A 16,455-nucleotide genomic window follows, 5' to 3' on the forward strand; every position below is an offset into this window, starting at 1 on the left:
TTAGTGTTAGTAAAGCAAACTTGAATTGACGTTGTTAGATATCAAAGCATAACTAATACACATAACTAAATTTGACCGGCAGAAATTATAAGCTCAAACCTGTCTGTGATTTATCATCTCTAAACCTTAAATTTCATCCAAGGTTTTTATTATTAGAAACTTCTTTTTCACGATGGCCAAAAAGCGGCATTGGAAATGTTTATAACGATATTTTTTTATTTTCATATGAGCGAACGTTAACATCAGCACTTATCAGCCACTGAAAAATGAAAATACAATTACTTATCATTGTTATGAATTGTTAAGAATGTTGCATAAAAAGTTATTAATTTCATTTCCATTGTATTCGCCGTAATCAGAACTATTTTTTGACAGGGTAGAACGTTTATTTTACTATGGAGGTAGAATGAATACTCTACCTTGAGTTGATAACATGCTGAAAGAAAAAATTGCAGCAGACTTAGAAAGTGCTTTTAGCAAACTTGGATTTGCGCAACCGAGTGTCGCGCAATTAAAGACTGCCTGTAACGTAAGCTTAAGAACACTTTACAAACATTATCCATCCAAGGAAGCGATGATTATCTCCGCTTTGGAATACCGCCATAAAAGGTATATGACATTTTTGTTAAGTGAATCACATTCAACAGGTATTGAAAGTGTGCTACATATTTTTGAAAAACTTGAACAATGGATGGTTGAATTTGCACCTAATGGGTGTTTGTCGCTCAACGCCATTACTGCTTTCCCTGAAGATATGGCTATAAAACAAGCTGTTCAGCGCCATAAAGATGAAGTTCATGATCTATTAGCAGAACTGTGTCAAAGAGACGATCTGTCTACCGAGCTTTTTTTGCTTCATGAAAGTGTATCCAGTGTCTGGCCCACTATGGGAAAAGCATCGGTAATCTCGGCACAAAAAATTATCAAACAATTATGGAGTTCACAAAGTTATGTTTAAAATTCCCGAAACGATGAAAGGCGTTCAACTTACAGGCCATGGTGGCTCTGAAGTGCTTCAGTATCGTGATGATATTACCGTGCCAAGACCAAAACATAACGAAGTGCTGATACGTGTTGCAGCAGCGGGGGTTAACAATACTGATATCAACACGAGAATAGCTTGGTATTCAAAAAGTGATAACAATGGTAAAGACGCGAGTTGGTCGGGTAATGCTTTGATTTTCCCCCGTATTCAGGGAGCTGATGTTTGTGGTGTTATCGTTGCCGTTGGTAATGGCGTTGATAATAAACGTATCGGTGAGCGGGTATTGGTTGAACCCTGTTTACGTGAAGCTAACGGTCAGGAGCTTGAAACGCCTTGGTATTTTGGCTCAGAGTGTGATGGTGGCTTCGCAGAGTTCAGCACCGTTTCATCTGTTCATGCCTATCCTATAAAAAGTGAACTGTCTGATATTGAGCTTGCTACTTTCCCATGTTCCTATTCTACAGCAGAAAATATGCTGACTCGGACTAAAGTAACCAGTAAAGACAAAGTATTAATCACGGGTGCGTCAGGTGGCGTTGGCTCTGCAGCTATCCAGCTAGCCAAAGCAAGGGGAGCATATGTTATTGCCGTGACTAGCCCAGAAAAAAAACATCAACTTATAGATTTAGGTGCTGATGAAGTTGTTTTTAGAGACGAAAACTTAGTTACAGCACTTGGCAGCAATAGTGTTGACGTAGTGATTGACCTTGTTGCGGGTAAGCAATGGCCTCTGTTGTTAGACGTATTAAAAATTCAAGGTCGATACGCGGTATCAGGTGCCATCGGTGGCGCTTTGGTTGAATTGGATGTGAGAACTTTGTATTTAAAAGATTTAAGCTTTTATGGTTGTACTGTGCTTGAGCCGGAAGTTTTTCAAAATTTAATTAACTGTATTGAACAACAAAAAATTATCCCCATTGTTGCACTAACCTTGCCTTTAGAAGGTATCTATAAAGCACAAGCAGTTTTCCAGAAAAAACAACATGTAGGTAAAATTGTACTAACGGTGAAATAAAGTTCAAACCAAAAATCAAGGGAACAGAATACTTAATGAGTGAACTACATTATTGTGAAGTATTTTGTCGGTATTGGTCAGAAACAGTCACCTTGAATATGTCTTAAATATGTTTAAGCACTCTGTTAGAATAGCGGCCTATTGATTAAAGACTACCGAGACAACATGTCAGAATTTAAAGCATTTTCACTTTTAGCGTCAATTATTGACCGCGTTAGTCTTAAAGGCTATACACAGCCGACACCGATCCAACAAGAATGTATCCCAGTGCTTATTAATGGCAATGACCTGCTTGGTATCGCGCAAACAGGCACCGGAAAAACTGCAGCTTTTTCATTACCCATTATCAATAATTTCGGGCGTAATAAAATTGATATCAACGCTAAGAGTACACGTTCGCTGATACTAACGCCCACACGTGAGCTTGCCTCGCAAATAATGCAAAACATTAATGATTACTCTGATGGCTTAGGGCTTAAAACTAAAGTGGTTTATGGTGGTGTCGGCAGACAAGCTCAAGTTGACGCAATAGCACTTGGACTTGATATTTTAGTGGCTACTCCTGGCAGATTATTAGATTTAATTGCAACGGACGATATAAATTTTGAGGCATTAGAAGTCTTTGTATTAGATGAAGCTGATACCATGCTTGATATGGGCTTCTTTAACGATGTTCAAAGCATCATATCTAAACTGCCAAAGAAGCGACAAACACTCTTATTTTCAGCGACTATGCCCGCTGAAATAGAAATACTTGCACAAGCGATATTAACAAGTCCGAAAAAAGTTCAAATTACGGCAGAAACGGTAACTATCGACTTGGTTAATCAAAGTGTATATCAGCTTGATAAATCGAATAAAGTGCCTTTGCTATTTAATATTCTAGGAAACTCTGACTATGAAAAAGTGCTCATCTTTTGTAAAACAAAATATGGCGCTGACATCATTGTTAAAGCATTAGAAAAAGCCTCAATAACTGCCGCTAGTCTTCACAGTGGTAAAACTCAAGCCGTTAGAGAAGAAGCGTTACAAAATTTCAAAGATGCTAAGTTAAGAGTACTAGTTGCAACCGATGTAGCTGCGCGTGGAATTGATGTTGATAATATTACCTTAGTCATTAACTATAACCTTCCTGAAGATCCCAGAAACTACATACACCGTATCGGCCGTACTGCTCGTGCTGGTAAAAACGGCATGGCTATTTCATTTGCTGTAGAAAATGATGTCAGGCAATTAACTACTATTGAAAATAGCATAGGGCAAGTTATTCCTGTGGTTACAGAGCAGCCTTTTCATAAAGAGTTTTCAAAAGCGCCGATACAAATCAAGAAAAAGAAGCCGGCTAAAAAAACCAATAAAGCCAGAGCAAAGAGAAAATAAGAACCGGCATCACTAGCCAACGAAAGGTTTTTAGTTTATAAATATTACGTTGCGTTAGGCGTGCCTTTCTTGATGGTAAAGGTACGCATACCGGCTAAAGTTATGGACATTTGCGTGCTTGTACTGCAAACAAACACTATGTGTTAAGTGATGTTTTTCGACTGATGTCAGTGCTAATGCATTAATGAGTAACCACAGCATATGGTGCTATTTATTGATGTTAAATAAGCGAAGTCACAGGCAATGAATGAAGTGATAACGCATTTTTATCCGTTATTTAGGGCGCCTTGTAAGTCGTATTTTATAACTTGAATTTTACCATATCTGAGAAACTGCTCTTTAGTTTCATGTTTTATAACTGTGGCTTCCTCACCACATTGACTACATTCAGCAATCGAAACTTTACCTGATTGATACATATATAACCTCGACGGCTAGCAGCCCACTAAGAGACGCAAAATTCATGCTTGTACATGGTTATAAATACTAACCTCTTAACTGAGACGTGATAGAGTCTTTAACTGCCTTTTCATAGTTACCCACTAAGTCGAGACAAATATCTTTTGTACAATAGGAAACAAATTTAAATTTTTCTCCGTCCTTTCTTTCAATAAATAATTCATAAAGTGTATATGATTTAAACTTGGTTTTACTCACATCTACTTTAGCTGAACCATCATTAAAATCGGCGACTATATCCATATCATTTAAACGAAAATCCATATAGTAACTTCCATTTGTCGAGTTTTTGCAAGAATAGCCTACTGAAAATTTTTCTGGCTCTGTTTTTAATCGTTGTAGTTTTACCTGAGCTTCGCAGTCAATTGACAAAGTTAATTTATCTGGAAGTATATTAACAACAACGCCTTTTTCAGCCATTGCAGTGGATTGAAAAGTAATAAATAGTAATATTATGCTGAGAGTTTTCATCGAACCATCCCTGTATTTATAACAATTTTATTAGAGGAAGCTTTTTCTCTTTTACAGAAAAAACATTTCTACTTTATTTATTTTACATATTAATAACAAATATTTGCAGCTATTACCACTTATTGCTCACAGATAAAGGCATGATTGTATTTTGGACAAAATGCGGAAAGTTTCCTTATTTCGTAACTTGGGATGAGCCTCCATACGTTAGATAAGCCGCAGCCTAGGTGTGCAACGTGGGGTAATTGATAGTATTGGTAGTATGATGAAACTCAGTTGCTAAGTTGGGCTTTCATTAGATAATCAATTTATTATTTAGGTGAAATGATGAAAATTAACACGTTACTGTTAGCAAGATCTCTTTTAGGTGCAAATGCTTTTGAGCAAAAGCAACTTGATGGTGCCGATGGTATTGTGCTTGATAACGCACAGCAGTGGCTTTACTTTCCTCTGCTTAATAAAAAATAGGTTTACCGTATTAAAGTGGCCGATATTGCCAATGAGTAATTAACCGATAAGTAAATAGGCGAGCGAGTAGAACAATATGCACAAAAACCGGTAAACGGTGGTTTGAGCATAGATGCAGACAATAACCTTTGCTTAACCATTGTTGGTGAACGTACGGTAGGTGTTATAGATGCTAAAACAGGCCAGTACCGCGATTATACTTATGATAAAGAGATGATATGGTCTGACGGCGTAAGTATTGGTCCTGAGGGCTACATGTACACGGGGGCAGCGTAGTTACCGCTGTCTGCACAACTCAATAATGGCAAGGCAGAAAACAAAGCTCCTATTATATATTTAGATTTAAACCTTTAGCTGAGGCAGTAATATAATAGGGTGCTATGCACTATTGCTAGTAATTACTTAAATACAAGCAAGCTAAATAACGACTTTATTAAACACCCTTAACCATGTTTTTTTAGGCGATTAATTTAATAATTGATTAGTGATTAAATCAGGATAATGTTTCAATCATTAGCCCGTTTTTTACCGATTATTCGTTATATTACACATCTACACTACTAAATACCTTTGGCATATCCCATGAAATTATATACTTAACCTCAGTTCGGGTTAATGGACTTTATAACCTATTGATTCATAGTGTTATTGGCTAAATTGTTCACGATATTTTTTAAGTAAAAGGTTAAAAAAACGCAATGATGGAATTTAGGCGCTTAGCAAGGAATTTTTACAAACCAATAGCGAGCGATTGGTTTGTAAAAATAACGCTGATAAGCGTTTAAATAGCATTGTTGGGTAAAGTAGCTTAACCCGAACTGGGGTTATTAAGCTAATGTGAGCGCTAACGCTTAGGCTGGTTAGCGTTTAAAGCTTTTTAACAAGCTTATAAAACTTGGATTATTTGCTCTTTAGCTAAACGAGACTTAGGTAGCTTAGCGTTATAATCTTCAGAGTCATCGTGATAGCCAAGCACTAATGCTACGTCACATATGTAACCGTTTAATTCTTTTTCAAAAATTTCACCAATAAGCTCAGCATCTACGCCTTCCATAGGGGTAGAATCAATACCTAAACGCGCGGCTGCATGCATGGTGTTACCTAAAGCAATGTAGGTCTGCGCTTTAGTCCAGGTTGCATTGTTGCCTTGCTCATCTGTATTCATATCAACAAAAGCAAAAGCGCCAAACGCTTGCTCACGGTTCTCTGCTTGGGTACGACCATTTTTAATGTCGGCATCGATGACCTGTGCGTAATCATCGCGAGTATATTCAGGGTTGTAAGCAAATAAAATAACGTGCGACGCTGTTTTAATATGTGGCTGATTAAATTGAAATTTATTAGCAAAGGTATTATGCATACGCTCTTTAGCTTCATCAGACTCAATAACAATAAACTTCCAAGGTTGCGAGTTAATTGATGAAGGAGAAAGACGCATAGCTTGAAAAACTACGTCTAGATCATCTTGTGGAATACGCTTGGTGGTATAGCGTTTAGTAGTATAACGTTTTTCTAAATCACTAATAATTGGATGAGTCGTGTTTGATTGGATCATGGGTTTCTCCGTTAGGTGACCTGTTTGGCCGATGCTTACTATGTTGAGCCGTTTTATTAAAAACAAAGCCCGTATAACTAATTAATTACTTATTTGTTGAGCCATTGGCGAGTTACTGCATCTAATATCTGTCGCTCTGTACAAACTTTATAATCAAGCGCGGCAGTAATATCGTTTGAAAAGTGTAGCTTACCGAGCGTTTCTAATTGCGCTTGACTAAAAAGTGCTTGTTTATCTTCACGTAACAATAATACCGCTGTATCAACACTACCGCGTAAACCTTTAGGGTCTGCAAGTTCACGTATCTTATGTTTATGGTGTAAAAATTGAGGCTTTCAAAGTGTTACTACGCACCATGTGTTGGTCGCAATAGCATTTTCAAAAGCACTAAAGCAATCACCTTCTGTGCCAGTGAAAAATTCATAACCTGCTTGGCTTAACCCGTACTCTTTCATCATGTTGATAGAAAAATGAGTAATACCAGCACCGCGGTACTGAGTAAAAGTTGTTACGCTTTCAAGTGGCCACACTTCTGCGGCATTAACACTTGTAAAAGCGCTTGCTACTAGTGAAAGTGTTGCTATGACTAAAATGCTTTTTAACGGTTTCATCATTTGCTACTCACTGTGTTTATCTAAACTGAAAGTAAGGCCGTCCAAATCTTATGTTCATTTATGAGCAGCCTTATTGCTTGAAGGTATAGTAGGTGAGTATTGGTGTGTTATAAACAGTGTAATAATTGAATCTTTATCAAATAATAATAGATAATAAAAGTTAGCGATAAAAAACACCTATAATAAGTCGGGCTATTAATGCCAATTTTACTAAGCTCTGAGTGGGAACAAACTTAATAGACTTGGCATAAGTTAAACTGTAGCTACTCAAGTGATTTAGTAGCCATTTTCATTAATAGCACTGATAAATATAGGGCTTCAGCTTATCTGTTGTGGTCATAATTGTACGAGGACTTTTTATAAAACAATAGATTAGCATCCTATTTTAATGGTTTTTTGCTGTACTGTGAGGTGGGGGAGTGTAGATGAATAATGAACCAATAGCCTCGCTAAACACTTGCTTAAGCCTACAAAAGGGCAATCTAGGGTCATTGATATTGCTTGTACTAAATGTGTATGTGGGAATTCTACAAGTTCTGCTATTCAGACAACCTTTGAAGAGGGAAGCAAATCTCCAATAAAGAAGCTTACTTTGTTCGCTATATAGACCTTAATGCTTATTTAGTTAAAGACTGCTGTTCCGGCATTGCGGTCAGTTATTTGCTCTTATTTGAAATGATTATTTTACAAATATCTACATCCTCCTTTAGCGCAATTTAATCGCTAACAAATAAGCTTCTATTAAATAGTCCTATTATTGCCACTCTTGTACTTTTATCGGCAATAATTTGCCTACTTCTCTTAAAAAAAGAAGTGTTGATGAGCTATTTATGTCTAAAATCTAAGGTAAATTCTATGGCATATTCTTTGCTTTTTTTAAGGAACTATTCGTTGGCTCTTAATTTACATCAGAGAATATTATGCAAATAAATGCTAGTAACCAAGTTAATCGTATCTATCAAATGGATAATACTATTGCCTCTAATATAACTAACGCCAACATCACCACTCAACATGAAATTACTACAGATACAGTAACTAAATGTGAAATATTAAGGAAAATATGATGATAAATTCAGTTAGCTCACAAAGTTATGCTGTGCAACAGACATCTACCAATAATAGTAAAACAGAGTCTATCGAAGCTCCTGCCTATAAAACGTCTCAAGGCATCAACAATATGGATACTCGAAAAAATGCTATGACGTTTATTGAAAATGCTACTTCTGAAGAGTTAGAACAACGAGTCAACTGACTCATTGGAAGAATGCCATCAATGGGCATGATTAACTTAAATGAAATAATTTCACAAGGATGAGCTAATGGGCAGAGCGATAAAGATATTTTAATAAGTATTGTACCAATGCAGGATGAACAATCTGAGTTATATAAAATGTCTATGAGTTGGGGCACTAAAGGACTTAGTTCACCTGAAAGTTATGACAAGTTGGTTGGGTTTACCTCAAATTATGTAAATTATTACGCTTAGTAGCGAGGGTAACATGGAAATAAAAAATACAGTTTTTCAATCACATTCACAAGGTGTACAACAATCCGAACCATTGAACAGCAATAGTAATTTTTATGATATATTTGCTGCTTATCAAGAAAAGTATGCGGTTGAAGAAGTAGAAAAATCAAACGAGCATGCTGTATTTAACATGAATACAACACAAGGTGACCAACAAGAAATTAACCTTGATGAATACCTTACACCAGGACTACAATCTGGCTCGGTCAATTTGAATGATATACCGTTATTACTTCCTACTGCTCATAATATTGATACTTTATCTAAATATTCGCAAAAAGAGTTTAACGCATTATTAGCAAAATATGACATACCATCACCACCCGCGACGATTGAGTTTGATACAGAAGGAAAATTAGTTTTACCAACAGATTATGCTTATGCAGCAGAGCTAAAACAGGCTTTTGCAGAAAATCCAAAAGTTGAAAATGCACTACGAACCACCGCCGCTTTAGCAAGTCATTATGCTGGCATTATGGAAGGTCAAGCTTTCCGTGATGAAATGTCGATTGCAAAAACTCAAGCAGATAGAGAAAGAATAGCTGATAAATACAGCTACTTATTTGACGATAACCGCCAAGGTAAACATATTATTTTAAGATTTTTAGATGATGGCAGTATGTTGTTAGGTGAGAAGAACAATACTACGAATGCTTGATAAATATGTATGTTTAATGACTGTTCAAGCGGGTAGGCTTAATATAAGTATATTTACACGCTATTTGAATCTAACAACATTATTTGCTAAAGGAATGATTGCACCTGATGGTATTCAATGGGATCGAACGTCTAAAGCACTTTATGGATCTGGAGACGTTATTGTTCGAGGTGATCAAGCATATGTAACTAACTTTGATGCCGCATTCGGTGTCCCAACAATGGTTAATACCAAACCTGATGCACCATCAACAATTTCAGTATTCAACCTCAAGTAAGCTTTAAATCATGCTTAATAGACTTGGTGTTAAATGACAATGTTGTCATACTTGTTGCGATAGCGATGCCTCAGGTGAGATACTTTGATGAGTTGTTTAAGGATACAATTCAATGAAGATATTACTTGTTGAAGACGAACAAAAAATTGCTGACTTTATCTGTGAAGGCATGCGAACAAAAAACTACACGATTACCCATTGTGTTGATGGTAACCAGGGCTATGAGATTGCGAGTAAAAACACTTTCGATATTATCATTCTCGATATTATGCTTCCGGGTCGCGATGGCTTAGATATTCTTCGCTCTATTCGTCAAATGGGTATCGATACGCCTGTTATTCTTCTGACTGCTCGTAATGAACTTGGTGATCGTGTTCAGGGCTTAGAAATGGGCGCTGACGATTACTTAGCAAAACCTTTCTATGTAGAAGAGCTTAATGCTCGTATCCAGGCATTACTTAGACGACATGCCGGCACGCAACAACATGTAATAGAAGTAGGTTCGTTGCAGCTTGATTGCATTAACCGCAGTATTAATTGTCAGGGACAATCTATCGAACTCACTAGTCGTGAATTTAGCCTGTTGGAATATTTAATGCGCTCGCCAAATAAAGTCTTAACACGCGGACAATTATTGGAGCATGTTTGGGGCTATGATTTTGATCCCTGCACCAATGTTGTCGATGTCTGCATTAAACGTATTCGCCGTAAACTTACCTCACTGGAAAGTGCAGGAAAAATGGTTGGTGCCATTGAGTCAGTGCGTGGTACAGGTTACCGTTTAAGCCCACGTTAAGGTGATAAAATGAAGTTTCGTACGCGTATTTTTTCTATATCTATCTTAACGGTAAGTGCTGTGCTCGCGGTTATTGTTAGCTTAAGTTGGTCACGTATTATGAAAGTGGAGCTTGAGCAACTTGATGCCCGTCTTTGTATGGAAGAAAAGCGCATAATGGACTTTTATTTGCGTAAAGAACGTCGTGGAAATAGTCCGTTGAGCACCTTTCCCATGGCAAGTAACACAGATAATGCTGATGACTGGCTTATTAATGATTTAACGCAGAAGTTGCGTATTAACTCTGCTAGTCAACTGATGTTATTCGTTGAATCGAATGAGTCTGGTGTATTGACGCAATCTGATGGTGTAGACGTTCAAGCAGTAATAAGTACGTTAAACAGTGAGAGTGAAGAGCAATTTACCTCAGCGGATAGAAATGGGGCAACGGTGCTTTGTCATCTTGTTTTCTTTGAACATAATAAAAGCCAATGGCGAGCAAGTTTTTATCACACTGGGGAAGCACAAAGCTTTATTGCTGTTGACGTTTCCGCAACTACTAACCAACTAAAAAGTACCTTACGAGAGGCACTTATCGTTGTGATCCCTTTTTCTTTATTACTTTGTATTCTTGGTGCATGGTTTATTACGAGTAATACCATACGACCGATAAACCGCTTACAAAAATCAATGAATATGGTGACAAAAAAAGACCTTAGCCACCGCTTGCCCGAGCATAAAGCAGATCAAGAGTTTAAAATATTAATTGCTGCATACAATACGATGTTAGAGCGACTTGAAGATAGTTTTCAACAAATTTCTCGCTTTACCGCTGATGCGGCTCATGAACTTAAAACGCCATTGACGGTGCTAAGAGGCAAGCTTGAACAAGCCGTTATCAATGAAAATACCGAGCAATTAGACTTCAATGCCATTCTTGATGAAGTGGGGCATCTGTCGGCTATTACACGAAAATTGCTACTGTTGTCGCAGGCGGATGCTGGCTCGATGGCGCTACTTCTCGAAGCGATAAATATAACCGACTTATTAGATGAGTTAACTGCCGATATGGAACTGTTGTCGGATGAGTTGGTACTACATTGTGCGATTGAACAAGCCTTAATCATCCAAGGTGATGCGGTATTACTAAGACAGCTGCTAAATAATGTGCTGGTTAACGTGATGCGCTACAGCCTGCATGAGAAAGGAGTCACTATTCAAGCTAAACAAAACGGCGGTCAAATAGACGTGCTTATCAGTAACTTTTGTCTGCCTATGTCAGATGCCGTGAGAGTTAAATTATTCGAACGTTTTTATCGTGGCGAGCCTGAGCACATGCAAGGACTGTCGGGCAGCGGCCTTGGGCTAAGTCTAGCGCGAGAAATTGCCCGAGCACATGATGGCGAGCTCATTATTGAAGCGAGCGATAAAGAGCTATTTACTCTGCGACTGTCGTTGCCGATAACTAAATAATAAGTTAGAAATAATAAGTTAGAAATGACAAGTTAAATGACAATATTGTCATCCATAGCCAATGGCTAATCGTTAGAATTAGGGTAACTCATAAATGGTTGCCTTAATTGCTAAAGAGATTGGTCATGAAAATCAAAAATATTGCTTCCCTTATTCCTATTGTATCGATAGCAAGCTTGATACTACTAATGTCAACGGCAGCTAAAGCCGATACAGCCCTTAAACTTTTCAGCCCTGCGTTTTTAGATAATCAAGTACTACCCGTTCAGTTTACCTGTGAAGGTGACGGTATTTCGCCGCCATTGAATTGGCAAGGTGTGCCTGATGATGCGAAGTCTTTGGTGCTGATTATGGATCATATGCCCATAGATCATAGACCTAATAAAAATCCACCTCCTTTACGGCACAAAGAAGCTAAAACCAAAAAACCAGAAGGGTTACGTTGGTATTGGAGTGTTTACAATATTCCAGCGAGTGTCTCTGGTATTGCATCGGGTGCTAACGTGGATGTTAGTTCTAACAAAGAAAACGAGCAGCCAGTCGGTACGTTTGGTAGCAATGTAGTCAATGATAATAATGAATATGCGCCACCTTGTTCAAAAGGTCCAGGCTTAAAAAACTACACATTTCATCTGTATGCACTTTCAAAAATGTTAGTGCTACCTGACTCAAAACATGTATCAGCAGAAACTTTACGAGCAAGTATGCATGGTGTTGTCTTAGCTTCTGACGCTTTAACCGTTAGTTTTGAGCGCAGTTGCCAATCGCGAGCAAAACCTCGCTTGGAACAAGGTAGTCAACAAGATAATCAGCAAGAAGAAAAAAGGCATCCACCATCAACATTACCATTGTGTGAGCAAGCTAAAAGTACAACCGATGAAGACGCTCACGCTAGTGCTTCTCAAAGGTAAGCTGCTTTGAAGCTCTAGTTAAGCACCGTTATAAAATATATCTGTACAGAAATTGAGAGAATGACATGAAAAAAAACATTAAAAAGACCTTGCTATTAGTCCTTTTTATCGCCGTTATCATCGCAGGTGCAGGCTACAAATACAGCTTGTCACAGCAGGTACAAACGGTATTTATCACCGATAGTGTTACGCGAGGTAATATTGAGAGTGTGGTACTCACAAACGGTGTGTTATATCCGTCTAAATTGGTTAGTGTCGGTGCTCAAATTTCAGGGCTGATTGAAAAAATTGGTGTTCAGTTGGGCGATGAAATTAAGCAAGGTGATTTTATTGCTCAAATCGATAATTTGACCCAAAAAAATGCTTTAAAAGAAGCCGAAGCTTTACTCAAGAGCATTGATGCTCAGTTACGGGCAAAGCAAGCTCAAATAAAAGTGGCGACAGCTGAGTTTACGCGAAGCAAAAAGATGCTGGCGACTAGCGCGAGTTCACAAGCGGACTATGACACTGCTGAATCTGTACTGGCAGTTTATCGAGCAGAGCTAGATCAATTAAATGCTGAGAAAGAGAAATCTATTATCAGTGTCGATAATGCTCAGGTTAATTTAGGTTACACCCTTATTGAGTCGCCTATCGATGGCACAGTCATCTATGTTTCGGTGGAAGAGGGGCAAACGGTCAATAACAATCAAGGTACGCCGAGTATTATTGAACTGGCACAACTTGATGTCATGACCATTAAGGCACAGGTTTCAGAGGCCGATATTATAAACGTTAGTGCAGGGCAAAAAGTTTATTTCACTATTTTGGGTGCTACAGGTAAGAAATATTACGGTGTTTTACGCGCCATTGAGCCAGGCCCAACATTACTTAGCGGTGACGATAGCTCGTTGAAAATTGGTGACGATGAAGCGATTTATTACAATGCGCTGTTTGATGTTGAAAACCCAGATAAGTTATTGCGCTTTGGCATGACAACACAAGTTTCTATTATTCTTGAAAAAGCAGAAAACGCCTTACTGGTACCATCACAAGTGTTAGTTAAAAGATCTGGCCTAAAGGCTTCTTATCAGGTGCTAGTGAAAAATGGCGACCAAGCTGAATATCGAAATGTCGACGTTGGCATTAATAATAAAATATACGCACAGATATTATCAGGGCTGAACGAAGGTGATGAGATAGTGATTAGTCAATCTTCAGGTCTTAACAGTACTGCTTCCTCTAATGCTATAGGCAGCCCAATGGCTGGGCTTGCAGGTGGCAGCATGCGTGGTCAAGGTGGTCCGGGTTCAGGCCGAGGGTTATAAATGATGACTGATACACTGATAAAACTTGTCGATGTGAGCCGTAGTTTTACTGCGGGGGATAATGAACTTACGGTTTTAAAAAATATTAACTTGCAGATTAATCGCGGAGAAATGATCGCTATTATCGGCGCATCTGGCTCAGGAAAGTCGACACTAATGAACATTCTTGGCTGTCTGGATAAACCAAACAAAGGCAGTTATTTTATCAATGGACAAGATACCTCCACTATGGGGGAAGATGAACTTGCTGCATTACGACGTGAATACTTTGGTTTTATTTTTCAACGTTATCATCTCTTAAGTGATTTAAGTGCACTGGGCAATGTCGAAGTGCCAGCATTGTATGCCAATGAAGATAAACACTCTCGACAAGCAAAAGCGAAGCAACTGCTTACCCGCCTTGGCTTGGGCGATCGTTTAGATCATAAACCAAACCAACTGAGTGGTGGTCAGCAGCAACGCGTGAGTGTCGCCAGAGCTTTAGTTAATGGTGGCGACGTTATTCTTGCCGATGAGCCAACTGGAGCATTAGATAGCACCAGTGGCGATGAGATGATGAAGTTGCTTCAGGAGCTACATGGCGATGGTCATACCATTATTTTGGTAACACACGATCCTAATATCGCAGAGTTTGCTGATCGCGTTATTGAGATAAAAGATGGAGAAATTATTAGCGATAAAGCTAATGGCAATAACCCTAGCAACATTGAACAAGAAACTTATAGAGTCGTCAATGAAGGCAAAGTAGTTGAAGGCAAAATAGTTGCAGGTAAAGCACCTGAAAGTGCTAATAACAAAGCTAAGAAAAAACCTAATAAAAAAGCTAAGAACAAAGTTCGCGAGCGTATTAACTGGTCGCGTTATTTTGAAGCCTTGAAAATGGCTATTATTGCCATGTCCAATAACCGTTTGCGTACATTTCTTACCATGCTGGGGATCATCATTGGTATTGCTTCAGTGGTGTCAGTAGTCGCATTAGGCGCGGGATCGCAGCAAACAATTATGGATAACATTGCCTCAATGGGGACCAATACCATAGAGATAAAACCAGGAACAGGTCGTGGAGACCGTCGCTCTGGTCGCGTGCATTCACTCACGGCTGAGGATGCCAAGGCGCTTAAAACATTATCATTTGTCGATAGCGCTACGCCAACAGTTAGAGCGAATGTCGCTATTCGTTATTCAAGTGAAACCGTTACCGGCTCTGTTCAAGGTGTTGGCACTGAGTATTTCCGTGTACGGGGTTATGACTTAGCAAAAGGACAATACTTTGGCGAAGACAGCATCGATGCACTAGAACAAGTTGCGGTCATTGACGTGAACACCGAACAAGCACTTTTTTCAGGCGGTAATGCACTCGGTAATGTTATTTTTCTAGGTCGACTGCCGGTACGCGTTATTGGTGTGACCAAGCCAATTGAAAGTATGTCAGGCAATAGTGATGAATTGAATGTTTGGTTACCTTATACCACCGTATCCGGACGAATATTCAGGCAAGATTATGTCAATGACATCACCGTAAGGGTTGACGCAAATGTATCAAGTGAGATGGCAGAACAAGGAATTATTAAGTTATTGACCATGCGGCATGACACGGTGGATTTTTTTACTATCAACACTGACACCATACGAAAAAGTATAGAAAAAACATCTGAAACCATGACGTTACTCATTTCTGCTATTGCGTTCATTTCGTTGTTAGTTGGTGGGATTGGCGTCATGAATATCATGTTGGTTTCAGTAACTGAGCGCACCAAGGAAATAGGTATACGCATAGCCGTTGGCGCCAGGCAGATGGATATTTTACGTCAATTTTTGATTGAAGCCGTATTGGTCTGCTTCTGTGGTGGCGCACTAGGTATAGGGCTAGCTTATTTGGTCGGGGTGCTCTTCATCTATACAGGTAGTGAGTTTCAAATGATATATTCTAGTGTATCTATCATTGCCGCTTTTGTTTGCTCGACACTCATTGGCATTCTATTTGGTTATCTTCCAGCCCGTAATGCGGCAAAACTGAACCCTATTGAGGCTCTATCAAGAGATTAGGGGGGAGTGTGACAGTAGGTAAGTGTTATGGAAATGTTTTTTTTAGGGGCTGTTGATCTTTCATTTTAGTCTCTGCTATTAGCTAATTTTTGAGGTAATAGCAAGTCTATTAAGTTTGTTCTCGAAGGTTGATTTTAAAAGCCTTACGGGCCGCGTTATTAATTTCGATAAGGTTCTCACAGGGATGTGAGTCATTAGAACAACGCAGGAGCAGTTGTCGAGAATAACCATTCTCGTCAATCAATGCCTCTAAAGCTTTTAAATTTCACTGACTGGGAAGAAACTTAGTCGAATTGGTATAACAAGGCGAAAAATATTCATTAATTAACGTGCCTTTTACTCAGGCATCACTAAATACAGTTAGGTTATGTATTTTTGGAAATTTAAAGGTATGGCTCGTATTAATGAAGATATACCCGCTCGACTCCATGACATTGCATCATAGAGTCGAGCAGGTATGCGTTAATACAACAAGATTTACTTAGCTGTTAACGGTTGCTCTTTGGTTTTCATGCGATAGAACACAAAAA

At 38.6% G+C, this 16,455-nt stretch carries 16 protein-coding genes and 1 pseudogene; 14 read left to right on the top strand and 3 right to left on the bottom strand.

Annotated features, from left to right (window positions below):
• The first annotated feature begins 433 nt into the window (after positions 1–433).
• From FGD67_RS01160 to FGD67_RS01170, 3 genes are all read left to right on the top strand, one after another.
• Positions 434–958: a TetR/AcrR family transcriptional regulator gene (locus FGD67_RS01160; RefSeq protein WP_257173302.1), complete on the top strand. Its 525-nt coding sequence runs from the start codon at positions 434–436 to the stop codon at positions 956–958.
• Complete coding sequence (locus tag FGD67_RS01165) at positions 951–2,000, top strand: alcohol dehydrogenase family protein (RefSeq protein ID WP_257173303.1); 1,050 nt, start codon at positions 951–953, stop codon at positions 1,998–2,000. The genes FGD67_RS01160 and FGD67_RS01165 overlap by 8 nt, the downstream gene beginning before the upstream one ends.
• Before the next feature lie 165 nt (positions 2,001–2,165).
• Positions 2,166–3,380: a DEAD/DEAH box helicase gene (locus tag FGD67_RS01170; protein WP_257173304.1), complete on the top strand. Its 1,215-nt coding sequence runs from the start codon at positions 2,166–2,168 to the stop codon at positions 3,378–3,380.
• A 486-nt stretch (positions 3,381–3,866) separates the two neighbouring features.
• On the opposite strand, the gene FGD67_RS01175 is transcribed toward FGD67_RS01170, so the two are convergent.
• A complete protein-coding gene (locus FGD67_RS01175) occupies positions 3,867–4,310 on the bottom strand; it encodes a hypothetical protein (RefSeq protein WP_257173305.1) in 444 nt (147 codons plus the stop codon).
• A 327-nt stretch (positions 4,311–4,637) separates the two neighbouring features.
• Between FGD67_RS01175 and FGD67_RS01180 the strand changes: the two genes are divergently transcribed.
• Complete coding sequence (locus tag FGD67_RS01180) at positions 4,638–4,778, top strand: hypothetical protein (protein ID WP_257173306.1); 141 nt, start codon at positions 4,638–4,640, stop codon at positions 4,776–4,778.
• 102 nt (positions 4,779–4,880) lie between these two features.
• On the top strand, positions 4,881–5,054 hold the full coding sequence (locus FGD67_RS01185) for a hypothetical protein (protein ID WP_257173307.1): 174 nt from the start codon (positions 4,881–4,883) through the stop codon (positions 5,052–5,054).
• Between the two features lie 610 nt (positions 5,055–5,664).
• Here FGD67_RS01185 and FGD67_RS01190 read toward each other — a convergent pair.
• Together FGD67_RS01190 and FGD67_RS21870 are read right to left on the bottom strand one after the other, a co-directional pair.
• A complete protein-coding gene (locus FGD67_RS01190; protein ID WP_257173308.1) occupies positions 5,665–6,333 on the bottom strand; it encodes a nitroreductase family protein in 669 nt (222 codons plus the stop codon).
• Positions 6,334–6,422: 89 nt separating this feature from the next.
• Positions 6,423–6,947, bottom strand: a pseudogene (locus FGD67_RS21870) (glycine betaine ABC transporter substrate-binding protein).
• Positions 6,948–7,867: 920 nt separating this feature from the next.
• On the opposite strand from FGD67_RS21870, the gene FGD67_RS01205 reads away from it, so the two are divergent.
• The 9 genes from FGD67_RS01205 (at position 7,868) to FGD67_RS01245 (ending at position 15,925) form a co-directional block, all read left to right on the top strand.
• Positions 7,868–8,014: a hypothetical protein gene (locus tag FGD67_RS01205; protein WP_257173310.1), complete on the top strand. Its 147-nt coding sequence runs from the start codon at positions 7,868–7,870 to the stop codon at positions 8,012–8,014.
• Positions 8,011–8,202, top strand: a complete 192-nt coding sequence (locus FGD67_RS01210; protein WP_257173311.1) for a hypothetical protein — start codon at positions 8,011–8,013, stop codon at positions 8,200–8,202. Before FGD67_RS01205 ends, FGD67_RS01210 begins: the two co-directional genes overlap by 4 nt.
• 247 nt (positions 8,203–8,449) lie before the next feature.
• On the top strand, positions 8,450–9,136 hold the full coding sequence (locus FGD67_RS01215; RefSeq protein WP_257173312.1) for a hypothetical protein: 687 nt from the start codon (positions 8,450–8,452) through the stop codon (positions 9,134–9,136).
• A gap of 16 nt (positions 9,137–9,152) precedes the next feature.
• A complete protein-coding gene (locus FGD67_RS01220; protein ID WP_257173313.1) occupies positions 9,153–9,413 on the top strand; it encodes a hypothetical protein in 261 nt (86 codons plus the stop codon).
• 112 nt (positions 9,414–9,525) lie between these two features.
• Positions 9,526–10,209 (top strand): response regulator transcription factor, encoded by a 684-nt coding sequence (locus tag FGD67_RS01225; RefSeq protein ID WP_257173314.1) that lies wholly within the window; start codon positions 9,526–9,528, stop codon positions 10,207–10,209.
• Positions 10,210–10,218: 9 nt separating this feature from the next.
• Positions 10,219–11,661, top strand: coding sequence for an ATP-binding protein (locus tag FGD67_RS01230; RefSeq protein WP_257173315.1), 1,443 nt, complete (start codon positions 10,219–10,221; stop codon positions 11,659–11,661).
• Between the two features lie 125 nt (positions 11,662–11,786).
• Positions 11,787–12,572 carry a YbhB/YbcL family Raf kinase inhibitor-like protein gene (locus FGD67_RS01235; protein ID WP_257173316.1) on the top strand — a complete coding sequence of 262 codons (786 nt, stop codon included), beginning with the start codon at positions 11,787–11,789 and terminating at the stop codon, positions 12,570–12,572.
• Between the two features lie 65 nt (positions 12,573–12,637).
• Positions 12,638–13,879, top strand: a complete 1,242-nt coding sequence (locus FGD67_RS01240; RefSeq protein ID WP_257173317.1) for an efflux RND transporter periplasmic adaptor subunit — start codon at positions 12,638–12,640, stop codon at positions 13,877–13,879.
• A 3-nt stretch (positions 13,880–13,882) separates the two neighbouring features.
• Positions 13,883–15,925: a MacB family efflux pump subunit gene (locus tag FGD67_RS01245; RefSeq protein WP_257175195.1), complete on the top strand. Its 2,043-nt coding sequence runs from the start codon at positions 13,883–13,885 to the stop codon at positions 15,923–15,925.
• The last annotated feature ends 530 nt before the right edge of the window (positions 15,926–16,455 follow it).

The sequence above is a fragment of the Colwellia sp. M166 genome (assembly GCF_024585285.1).
Classification (GTDB): domain Bacteria; phylum Pseudomonadota; class Gammaproteobacteria; order Enterobacterales; family Alteromonadaceae; genus Cognaticolwellia.